We start from the raw sequence: 11,236 nt of genomic DNA, 5'->3' as shown, positions 1-11,236 counted from the left end.
CCAGGACCTCACCGATGACCAGATCTGGAACCTCAAGCGCGGCGGCCACGACTACAACAAGGTCTACGCCGCGTACAAGGCCGCGACCGAGTTCAAGGGCAAACCCACCGTCATCCTGGCCCACACGGTCAAGGGCTACGGCCTGGGCACCCACTTCGAGGGCCGCAACGCGACCCACCAGATGAAGAAGCTCACCCTCGCGGACCTCAAGGCCTTCCGCGACCACCTGCGCATCCCGATCACGGACGACCAGCTCGAAGCGGACCTCTACCGGCCCCCGTACTACCACCCCGGCATGGACTCCCCGGAGATCCAGTACCTCATGGGCCGCCGCAAGGAACTCGGCGGCTTCGTCCCCGAACGCCGGCCGGACCATGCGCCCGTGGAGTTGCCCGACCCCGCAACMTATGAGGTCGCCAAACGGGGTTCCGGSAAGCAACAGGCCGCCACCACCATGGCGTTTGTCAGGCTGCTSAARGACCTGCTCCGGGACAAGAAGTTCGGCCATCGCATTGTCCCGATCGTGCCGGATGAATCCCGCACGTTCGGCATGGACGCGTTCTTCCCGACGGCGAAGATCTACAACCCGGACGGCCAGGGTTATCTGTCCGTTGACCGGGAACTGGTCCTCGCCTACAAGGAATCGGCCCAGGGCCAGCTGATCCACCCGGGCATCAACGAGGCCGGGGCGGTGGCCGCGTTCACGGCCGCGGGCACCTCCTACGCCACGCACGGCGAGCCGCTCGTGCCGATCTACGTGTTCTACTCGATGTTCGGCTTCCAGCGCACCGGCGATTCCTTCTGGGCTGCMGCGGACCAGATGACCCGCGGGTTCATCATCGGCGCCACCGCAGGGCGCACCACCCTCACCGGCGAAGGCCTGCAGCACGCCGACGGGCACTCCCCCATCCTCGCCGCCACCAACCCGGCAGTGCTCACCTACGACCCCGCCTTTGGGTACGAAATGGGCCACATCATCCGGGACGGGCTGGAGCGGATGTACGGCCCCGACAACGACGCAGACCGGAACCTGATGTACTACCTCACGGTCTACAACGAGCCGATCTTCCAGCCGGCCGAACCCGAGAACCTCGATGTCAACGGTGTGCTGAAAGGCATCTACCGGGTGTCGGCGTCGGACGTTGAAGGGCCCAAGAGCCAGATCCTTGCCTCCGGCGTGTCCGTTCCCTGGGCCCTCGAGGCCCAGCGGATCCTCGCCGAGGACTGGGGCGTCTCCGCCGAYGTCTGGTCCGTGACCTCCTGGASYGAACTGCGCCGCGACGCCATGGCCGCCGAGGAAGAMGCCTTCCTCAACCCCGGCCAGCCCGCCCGCGTCCCGTTCGTCACCCAGCAGCTCGCCGGCGCCRCCGGKCCGATCGTCGCGGTCACCGACTACATGAAGGCCGTGCCGGACCAGATCCGGCAGTTCCTGCCGAACGAGTTCGCCTCGCTCGGCGCCGACGGCTTCGGCTTCTCCGACACCCGCGCCGCGGCACGCCGCTTCTTCAAGAACGACATCCACTCCGTGGTGGTCCGYTCCCTGCAGATGCTCGCCCGCCGCGGCGAAGTCGACGCCSRGGYGCCCGSCTACGCGATGGACCGYTACAAGCTCCTGGATGTCAACGCCGGGACCACCGGCGGAGCGGGCGGCGACGCCTGACCCCATCGATCAGGCAGTTGACGGCAGTGTTCCCCMGGAACACTGCCGTCAACTGTTATATGGGCTGGATAGGCTGGCGGTTGCATAGGCTGGGGCCATGGCTGACTCATCGGAACGGCTCACGACGGCGGCACAGACGACGTCGACACGGACGACGGCGGTCCTGCTCGCCGCCGGAGCCGGGACCCGGCTGGGCCTCGGACCCAAGGCGCTGCTCCCGTTCCGGGGCCGCACGCTGGTTGAAGTGCTCGCCGCGGTGCTGCTCGACGGCGGCTGCCGTGAAGTCGTGGTGGTCCTGGGCGCCGACGCGGCCAGGGTCCGCGCCGCCACCGACCTCGACCGGCACACGGTCATCGAAAACCCCGACTGGGCTACCGGGATGGGCGGCTCGTTCCGGGCCGGCGTTGCCACGGCGGACCCGGCGGACCACGTGCTGATCGCGCTGGTGGACCAGCCGGGCCTGGGCCCGGAGGCCGTCGCCCGGCTGCTGGCAGCCCACCGGCCGGGCCGCGTGACGGCSGCCGCCTATCGCGATGCGGAGGGCAAGCTGCGGYGGGGGCATCCGCTGCTGCTCGACRCCGGMCTTCGCGCCGAAGCCGCGGAAACGGCAACGGGCGACGCCGGAGCGCGCGTCTTCCTGCAGGMGCACCCGGACCTGGTTGACCTGGTGGACTGCAGCGACCTCTCCGGCGGCGAGGACCTCGACTCCCCCGACCAGCTGCACCTTCTGGACTCGGGTCCCSAATAGCAACGGGGTCAGCMRCRCCGGTTTTAGCACRGGCRGGCTAARAGCTCCTGCAGGCCAAGCTTGAACCCGGCCCTGCCGCCGTGGGCGGGATGCCTSACTTTCGGCACGYCCAGGCCACTGAGCTGCAGGCTGCGGTGCGCCACATTGCCCACGGCCACCACGGATTCGATCGGAAACGCTTCCGTCAGCGCCTGCCAAAACGGRGTTCCAAGGGCAACYTCGGAGGCCCTTGGCGTTCKGTTGGACAGCGGCCGGCCAGGYACGTGCGTGTGCCACGGGCAGGCACTCCACAGCAGCGGCAAGAATTCCAGTTCGGCCAGCACCTCCCACATCACCGTGGCCGTCGGTTCCGCCGCGATTCCCGCGGCATCTGCCGGCAGCGCGTAGCCCTTCCCCGGCCCGAACAGCCCGAAYGAGTTGGCGTCKCCCTCGAACATGGTGCGGTTGGTGAAMGGAACTCCGGTGATTCGCATACCGCGGAAGCCCGGCGCTTCGCCCAACAGCAGCACCTTCGGACGCCTGTCCAGCATTTCCTGCAGATAGAGCTCCAGGTTCCGGCGCCGCTGGGCATTGCCGGCTTCGCTAAAGTCGAAGAAATTGTTGCATCCCGGGCCGGTCTCCACGGATGCCAGCCGCTCGACGAAGGCCCTGATGGAAGCAGTCATTCACCGGCCCGATCCGCTACGGCAGCCACGGTCCAGTCCTACCAKCGGGGGTGGATCGATTCGCGGAAGTAGCGGTCATAGATTTCGCGGACGCCGACGTCGAACGTTGCGTCAATGCCGCTGGCATCCGCCGCGGCGGCGTTGGCGCGCGCCTGGTCCACGTTCCGCGCGCCCGGGATCACCGTGCTGACGCCGTCCTGCGCCGCGATCCAGGCGATGGCCGCCTGGGCGGTGCTGACGCCGTCGGGCACCAKTTCCTCGAACTCGKYCACCGCTTTGAGGCCTTGCCCGAAGTCCACGCCGGAGAAGGTTTCCCCGACGTCGAACGCCGATCCGGTGCGGTTGTAATTCCGGTGGTCGTCCGCCGCGAAGGACGTCTCCGCGGTGTATTTGCCGGAGAGCAGCCCGGAGGCGAGCGGGACGCGGGCGATGATGCCCACCCCTGCGGCCTCAGCCGCGGGCAGCGCCTCGTCCAACGGCTTGAGCCGGAAGGCATTGAAGATGATCTGCACTGTGGCCGTGCCTTCGTGGCGGATTGCCTCGAGGGCTTCCTCGGCCCGTTCCACACTGACGCCGTAGTTGCGGATGACGCCCTCGGCCACGAGCGTGTCCAGCGCGTCGTAGACCTYGGTGTTGCTGTACACGGCCGTGGGCGGGCAGTGCAGCTGGACCAGATCCAGCTGCTCGACGCTCAGGTTGCGCCGCGACCGGTCCGTCCATGCGCGGAAGTTGGCGAGGTTGTAGTTCTCCGGGCGCTGCTCCGCGCGGCGGCCCATCTTGGTGGCCACCGTGATGTCCAGGCCGGGGTTGTCTGCCAGGAACGCCCCGATGGCCTGCTCGCTGCGGCCGTCGCCATAGACGTCCGCGGTGTCGAAGAACGTGACACCAGCTTCCACGGAGGCCGCMAGGATGGCCTGCGCCTGMGCTGGGTCCACGTTGCCCCAGTCGGCGCCCAGTTGCCAGGTCCCCAAGCCAACGATGGAGACATTACGTCCGGTCCTGCCCAAGATTCGCTGTTCCATCGTCCGACTATAGGCCGTTAGCGGTCTCCACRTGAGGGATCCGACGTCGTCGGGAGCTGTCTGGTTCGGATCACGGCGTGGCCGGTGCGGGGGCTGCCACCAGCGGCCAGCCGATGACCGACTTGGGGCGCGGGGTGGCATAGGTCCGGACTTTGGACGTGCTCAGCCGCAGCCGGACCAGCGATTCAGCGATAGTGACGGCGGCAGCCACGCCGTCCACCACAGGGACGCCGGCACGCTTCCGGATCTCCTCGTCCAGCCCGGCCATGCCGCCGCAGCCGAGGACAATGACTTCCGCTTTGTCCTCCCGGACGGCCAGCAGCGCTTGTTCGATGATGGCCTCCACTGCACGCTGCGGATGCTCCTCCAGTTCCAGGACGGCCATGCCGCTGGCCCGGACCGASGCGCACCGGGCGTCGAGGCCGGCCAGCTTCAGCCGGTCCTCGATCAGCGGAACGGCACGGTCCAGGGTGGTGATYACYGAGTACTTRTGGCCAAGGAACATTGCGGTGCTCGCGGCCGCCTCGGTGATGTCCACGACCGGAACGTCGAGGAGCTCCTGGAGCCCTTCGCGGCCGTGCTCGCCGTAGCCGGCCTGGACAACGGCGTCGAACGGCTCCGGGTAGGACAGGACCGCGTCCATGACGGCGATCGCGGCGAGGTAGCTTTCAAAGTTTCCCTCACAGGAGTCCGCTCCGAAGCGGGGAGTGAGCCCGACGATTTCCGTGTCCGGAAGCGCGGCCTGGCGTGCCTGCTCGGCGATGGAGTCCGTCATGGACTGGGTGGTGTTGACGTTGGCGACAAGAATGCGCATTGTGCTTTTCGGCTTTCAGACGGGGGTCAGTGGGTGCTGGCGACGGCGATTGCCTCGCCGTCGACGTCGTCCAGCCGCTGGGAGCGGTCCGAAATGACGTAGTAGACAACCGCGGCGATTCCGGCTGCGACGAACCACGCGAACGGGGCGGCGGCGTCGAGCGCCGGAACAAAGGCGACCAGGAGCGCAACGCAGGCGGCCGGCACCATGGCGATGATCGCCCGGGGATTGAAGCCGTTCTTGTAGTAGTAGGCTCCTGCCGGGTTCTCGGTGTAGAGCTCCAGCACGTTGACCCTGCCGCGGCGCAGCAGCCAGTARTCGGCCATCACGACGCCGAAGAGAGGGCCGAGCAGCGCTCCGAGWCCTCCCAGGAAGTACACGATCACGAGCGGGTTGTTGTAGAGGTTCCACGGCAGGATGACGAGGCCGATCGTGCCGCTGACCCAGGCCGCCTTGCGGAAGTTCAGRTGCTTCGGAAAGAGGTTGGTCAGGGCGTAGACGGGAGCCACAAAGTTGGCCATCAGGTTCACGGCGATGGTCAGGATCAGCAGCGCCAGGCAGGCCAGGACAAGGAACAGCGTGTTCGGGATGGTCTGGACGATGTCCGACGGGCTCTCGATGACCGTGCCGTTGATCTTGAACTGGCCACCGGCCATGACCACCACGATCGCGCCGAAGAGGAGCATGTTGATGGGGATGCCCCAGAAGTTGCCCCGCACCACGGCCTTCTTGGAGACGGCGGACCGGGTGAAGTCACAGAAGTTCAAGACGAACGTGCCGTAGATGGCCACCCACAGAGCACCGCCGGCAAAGATGGTGCGCCACATTTCGGCGCCTTCGAGGGGGTTGTTCGAGGCCCAGGCGATGGAACCGCCGGCTTCGACGAAGATCCAGACGGCGATGGACGCCATGGTCACCAGGATGATGGGCCCGGCGAAGGCCTCATACTTGCGGATCATTTCCATGCCGAAACTGACGATGACCAGCTGGACGATCCAGAGGAACACGAATGATGCCCAGCCCAGCGTGGAGAGGCCGAGGAGGGAGTTGGCGTCCAGGTCCCGCAGCGAGGGAACCATGGCCACGAGCATGACGCGGAGCACCACTGACGCCAGGTAGGTCTGGATACCGAACCATGCCACGGCCACTGCCCCGCGCAGAAGGCTGGCGATCTGGGCTCCCCTGATGCCGAAGCTGATCCGGCTCATGACGGGGAACGGGACACCGGTCTTGACGCCCATGAAGCCAGAAAAGCTGAGCAGCGYAAACAGCAGGACGGCCCCGATTCCCAAGGCGAGAAGGATCTGCCAGCCGCCCAGTCCGAGCGCGAAGAGCCCGATGGCGAAGCCATAGTTTCCAAGGCTGTGGACGTCGTTGGCCCAGAGGGTGAAAATGCTGTAACTGGTCCAGCGACGACCTTCCCGCTTCGTCGGGGCAAGGTCGATGTTGTACAGGGAGGGGCTGATCGTTCGGCCGGAGGCGGCGCTGGCTGCATCGCAAAGSGCGTCGACACCCATGGAAGGGTGGGTAGCTTTGCCCAAGTCAGCTGCGGTSTCGGGTGCCGGGTCGACGCCGGYCAACGGGGTCGTCTGCATCGTGATCTCGCTTCTTGAAGATGTCTTCCATGCATTCCGCATTGGGATTTCGCCGGAAACAACCGGCAGGAGCGTCGTTGCTCTAATTCCACAATGCGGAARATGGGTATCGRGTAGTGAAATAACGGTATGACCTGGATCACGCATCGGTCAAGGGTTRCCGGATTACGGCAAGTCACAAACGGTTGCTACGACCCCCAAGTTGGTTTTAGCGGGAGGGGACGAGCCCGGCYKCTTTSAGGCCGAGGTAGATCTTGTCCCGGGAGATCGGCAGCTGGGAGAAYCTCACGCCSGTGGCGTTYCGGATGGCGTTCGCCAGSGCCGGCGCCACCGGATTGAACGGGCTCTCGCTCATCGACTTCGCGCCCAGCGGGCCCAGCTTGTCGGCCGTGTCGGCGAAGTACACCTCGCTGCGCGGCACGTCCGCGAACGTSGGGACGTGGTACTGCCGCAGGACGTCGGTGGTGACGCGGCCGGCGTCGTCGACCTTGACTTCCTCGTACAGCGCAGAGCCGAGGGCCTGCGCGATCCCGCCCTCGATCTGGCCGCGGCACTGGCGCGGATTGACCACCACGCCGGCGTCGGCCGCCTGCACGCTTTGCAGGATCCGCAGCTCCCCCGTCCCGGCATTCACGGCCACCCGGAAGCCCTGGACGTTGAACGCCACCGAACGCGGCGTCCCGCCCCAATGCCCCTCGGCGGCGAGCTCGACGCCGGCTTCCGCCGCGGCGTCGTAGATTTCGGTCAGCGGCACCCGGGTCCCCTCACAGACCACGGCGTCCCCGTCCAGCAGGCAGCCGGAGGACTGAACCCCGCGGATGCCGGCGGCGAAACCGCGGATGCGGACGGCGAGGTCCTCGGCGGCCGCCAGCGTCGCCTTGCCCGCCACCACGGTGCCGGCGGATCCGAACGCACCGGAATCRTGGTCCACGAGGTCGGTGTCGGACTGCCGMACGGTGACGYGTGCGGCGTCGGTGGACAGCGCCGTGGCCGCGAGCTGCGCGTGGACCGTGGTGGTGCCRTTGCCGAATTCTGCCGTCCCGACGTCGGCGGCGTACGTYCCGTCCGGCAGGAGCCGGAGCCTGGAGTGGGCAAAGTGGCCGCGCGGCGGGACGGTGTCGATCATGGACAGGGCCGTCCCCTKCCCGACCATCCAGTCCGGTCCCAGGGTGTCGAGGCCGGCTTCGCGGCCGCGTTCCAGGCCGCGGGCCAGGGCRTCCTCCACCAGYTTGGTGCACTGGTCCAGGCCGTAGCTGCCGTAGCGGACGTCCTCCTGGGGCTCGTCCCGGGTGGACAGCATGTCGTCGCCTTCCCGGACCATGTTCCGGCGKCGGAACTCCAGGGGGTCCATGCCGATCCCGGTCGCGAGCTCGTCGATGCCGGATTCGATCGCGAAGATCATCTGGCTTAGTCCGTAACCGCGGAAMGCGCCCGAGGGCACGGTGTTGGTGTACACGGCGTGGGCGTCCACTTTCTTGTTGGCGCACTTGTACACCCCCAGCGACTCGCCGCAGCCGTGGAACATGACCCCGGGCGCGTGGTTGCCRTAGGCGCCGGTGTTCGTSAGCACYTCCAGCTGCAGTGCGGTCARCCGGCCGTCGCGGCTGGCGCCGGCCTTGAGATGGATGGTGAACGGATGCCTSGTGGTGGCKGCSGTGAACTGTTCGGTCCGGSTGAATTCAAGCTGCACGGGCCGGTTGAGCYTCAGGGCGGCCARCGCGACGACGTCCTCGGTGAGMACTTCCTGTTTGCCGCCAAACCCGCCGCCCACCCTGCCYGCCACCACCCGGATCTGCTCCTCGGGCARGCCGAAGACCCGGGCCAGGGTCCGCCGGACCAGGAACGGGACCTGGCTGGAGGTGCGGATCAGCAGCCGCCCGTCGCCGCCGAAGGAGGCGATGGAGGCATGGGTTTCGAGCGCCATGTGCTGCACCCGCTGGGTCCGGTAGGTGTGCTCGTGGAYGAAGTCCGCGGCGGCGAAGCCGGCCGMCACATCRCCGAGCTCGGAATGCAGYTCCGCCACGACATTGCGTTCCGGCYGGCTGATGCGGGYCGTGGCCGCGTCCTTGTCYCCGTGGATGGCTGGGGCGCYGGSGAGCATGGCYTGCTCCGGCGTGAAGACAGCCTCCAGCAGTTCGTAGTSGACCTTGAGGGCCCGCACGCCCGCCTCCGCCGCCGCCACGGTCACGGCGACGACGGCGGCGACCCGCTGGCCGGTRAACCGCACGACGTCGTCGAACACACGGGTGTCGTCCGGGTCGTCGGTGTAGAGCTCGTGCTGCGCGGTCGAAAACAGCTGCGCCGGGGAGTCACGGTGGGTAAGGACCGCTTCSACTCCGGGAAKGGCCAGCGCGGCCGYYGCGTCGATGGAGCGGATGCGGGCGTGGGCGTGYGGGGAGCGCAGCAGCTTCATRTGCAGCAACCCKGGCAGTTCCCCGGCCGGGACRTCCAGGGTGTAGCGGGCCTGTCCGGTGACGATGGCTAGGCTGGCAGGGGCGGGAACGTCGTCTCCCAGCTGCCCGGGGCGCGGCTCCGGCTGGCCCGGCCCGGCGATCCCGGATCCCGAGCCGGCGGGGTCCGGGTRACTGGATTTGCCGTGCGCGGCCTCCCCGCAGACGGCGTCCTCGATGGCGCGGTATCCCGTGCACCGGCACAGGTTGCCCTTGAGGTTGCGGGGCAGGTCCGCCTTCTGCGCGTCGTCGAAGGCGGCCGCCGTCATCACCAGGCCGGCCGTGCAAAAACCACACTGGAAGCCCTGCCGGTCCAGGAACTGCTGCTGCATCGGRTGGAGTGCGGCGCCGGCGGTGGCCTCAGCAGCCTGGGAGGCATTGGAGGCGCAGGTGGCGGCCAAGCCCTCGATGGTGGTGACGGCCCGGCCCGCCGCGCGGACGGCGGGATAGATGCAGCTGTGCACGGGCATCCCGTCCACGTGCACCGTGCACGCGCCGCAGTCGCCGGCGTCGCAGCCCTTCTTCACGCCCAGGTTTCCCTGCTCACGCAGGAACGTCCGCAGGCACTGGCCCGGGCGGGGTTCGGCATGCACCGGGGCGCCGTTGATCTCGATGGCGCCGTTGATCTCAATTGACATGGTCAGGCCCCTTCCGCCCGGAATGCGGCGGGCAAGGGCCTGCCCCGCGGCGGCCAGAAGTCACCGGAGACGCGCGGSGGCTCGTGGCCTGCCGGGGCGGTGAGTTCGGCCAGGATTTCGTGGGCCAGCCGGTACGTCATGTCCTTGCGCCATTCGGGCAGGCCGTGGAYGTCGTCGTGGTACAGCTCGTCCGGGATGGCGGCGTCCAGGGCGGCGGTAAGGACCCCGGCAAGGGCCCCGGGGAGGGCGCCGGCGGGCGCCGCCGCGGTGGTTTTCAGGCGCAGCTGGACGGGGCGTTTGGTCGCCGCGGTGACGGTCAGGACCAGCCTGCCGCCGGCGTCGAGCCTGCCGATCAGCAGCACCGCCGACCTGCCCAGGTTGCTCAGCGACAGCCGGCGGAACGCCACCSGGGAGGACAGGGCCGACGCCGGCAGGCTCACGCTGCGCAGGAGCTCGCCGGGAGCGAGGGCGTTGGTTCCGTCGCCCGTGACAAAGTCCAGCRCCGGAAGCGTGCGGGCGCCGCCACCGGGGCCCAAAATGGTGGCTGTGCCSTCSAGCGCCGCGCAGAGCGAGATGATGGGCCCGGCAGGCAGGGCGGTGCACAGGTTGCCGCCCACMGTGGACATGTTCCAGACCTTGAAGGACGCCACAAACGACTCGCAGCACGGSCGGACGAGCTCCAYGCCGGGCCAGTCCCCGGCCAGCCCCCGGCCGGCATCCGAATCRGGRAAWGCRTAGAGCTGCGCGATGGTGCAGGTTGCCGCCAGCTCGATGCCCGCCGGCGAGACAGCCAGSGGTGTCCAGTCCGTCCCGCCGAGGTCCAGGAGACGCCGGAGCGGCTCCTCCCCGGAGGCGGGGCTCCCGGCGGARAACAGCACGGTTCCCCCGGCGAGCCAGGCGTCCCCTTCGYGCCAGTCGGCCGGATCCGTTGTGCGGACCACGGCTTCGATGGTGTTCATGTCCATGGGACCTCCTGACGTACCGGGATGCCGGCGCKGCTGTCGTGGTAGCTGCTGTCGTGATCAGTTGGTGCATAGTGGTGGATCGGGCCGCTGGCGTCCTTGAGGGACACGCTGCCCTGGGCCARCCCGGCGGACSYGCTCCGGTTGGCCACGATTTCCGCCGCGATGGACACCGCCACCTCTWCCGGCGTGACGGCGCCGAGGTCCAGGCCGATGGGCGAGTGCAGCCGGGCCAGGTCCCGTTCGGCCACACCGGYCYGCCGCAGGGCATCGATCCGGGCGCTGTGGCTGCGCCTGGACCCCATGGCGCCGACGTAGGCCACWTCCAGGCCAAGCGCGGCCTGCAGGAGCGGGACATCGAATTTCGGATCATGCGTGAGCACGCAGATGGCCGTCCGGGAATCGGTGCGCCCGGCCCSCACCTGGTCCGCCAGATACCGGTGCGGCCAGGCCGTGGCTACCTCGTCCGCGGCACCGAATCGGTCCTGCCGGGCAAACGCCGGACGCGCATTGCACAAGGTGACGTGGTAGCCCAGGAGTTTCGCCGCCGGCAGCAGTGCCGCTCCAAAGTCATTGGCGCCGAAGATCAGCAGGCGCGCCGCGGGCAGCTTGCTCTCCACCAGCAGGCTCACGGGCTCCGGCCGGCAATCCCCCGCAGACGCGAGCCGAACCAGCCCGGTGC

Annotated in this window: 9 protein-coding genes; 2 read left to right on the top strand and 7 right to left on the bottom strand. The window is 68.4% G+C overall.

Features of this window, described 5'->3' with window-relative positions; genetic code table 11:
• Together AC1DEY_RS21980 and nboR are read left to right on the top strand one after the other, a co-directional pair.
• A partial coding sequence (locus AC1DEY_RS21980) for a transketolase-like TK C-terminal-containing protein (RefSeq protein WP_476869840.1) occupies positions 1–1,660 on the top strand: 1,660 nt, incomplete at its 5' end.
• Between the two features lie 97 nt (positions 1,661–1,757).
• A complete protein-coding gene (nboR, locus tag AC1DEY_RS21975; RefSeq protein WP_476869839.1) occupies positions 1,758–2,408 on the top strand; it encodes a nicotine blue oxidoreductase in 651 nt (216 codons plus the stop codon).
• Positions 2,409–2,431: 23 nt separating this feature from the next.
• On the opposite strand, the gene AC1DEY_RS21970 is transcribed toward nboR, so the two are convergent.
• From AC1DEY_RS21970 to AC1DEY_RS21940, 7 genes are all read right to left on the bottom strand, one after another.
• On the bottom strand, positions 2,432–3,073 hold the full coding sequence (locus AC1DEY_RS21970) for a uracil-DNA glycosylase (RefSeq protein ID WP_476869838.1): 642 nt from the start codon (positions 3,071–3,073) through the stop codon (positions 2,432–2,434).
• A gap of 38 nt (positions 3,074–3,111) precedes the next feature.
• Complete coding sequence (locus tag AC1DEY_RS21965) at positions 3,112–4,095, bottom strand: aldo/keto reductase (RefSeq protein WP_476869837.1); 984 nt, start codon at positions 4,093–4,095, stop codon at positions 3,112–3,114.
• A gap of 70 nt (positions 4,096–4,165) precedes the next feature.
• A complete protein-coding gene (locus AC1DEY_RS21960) occupies positions 4,166–4,909 on the bottom strand; it encodes an aspartate/glutamate racemase family protein (RefSeq protein ID WP_476869836.1) in 744 nt (247 codons plus the stop codon).
• Between the two features lie 26 nt (positions 4,910–4,935).
• Complete coding sequence (locus AC1DEY_RS21955) at positions 4,936–6,504, bottom strand: NCS1 family nucleobase:cation symporter-1 (protein WP_476869835.1); 1,569 nt, start codon at positions 6,502–6,504, stop codon at positions 4,936–4,938.
• Between the two features lie 208 nt (positions 6,505–6,712).
• Positions 6,713–9,592 (bottom strand): molybdopterin-dependent oxidoreductase, encoded by a 2,880-nt coding sequence (locus AC1DEY_RS21950; RefSeq protein WP_476869834.1) that lies wholly within the window; start codon positions 9,590–9,592, stop codon positions 6,713–6,715.
• A 2-nt stretch (positions 9,593–9,594) separates the two neighbouring features.
• Entirely contained in the window at positions 9,595–10,557 is a 963-nt protein-coding gene (locus tag AC1DEY_RS21945; protein ID WP_476869833.1) for an FAD binding domain-containing protein, read from the bottom strand.
• The coding region (locus AC1DEY_RS21940; RefSeq protein WP_476869832.1) for an XdhC family protein at positions 10,548–11,236 on the bottom strand (689 nt) is incomplete at its 5' end. The genes AC1DEY_RS21945 and AC1DEY_RS21940, both read right to left, overlap by 10 nt.

The organism is Arthrobacter sp. 05T47 (assembly GCF_056395825.1).
The sequence above is the reverse complement of the archived record's forward strand: the minus strand, read 5'-3'. Positions and strand labels throughout refer to the sequence as shown.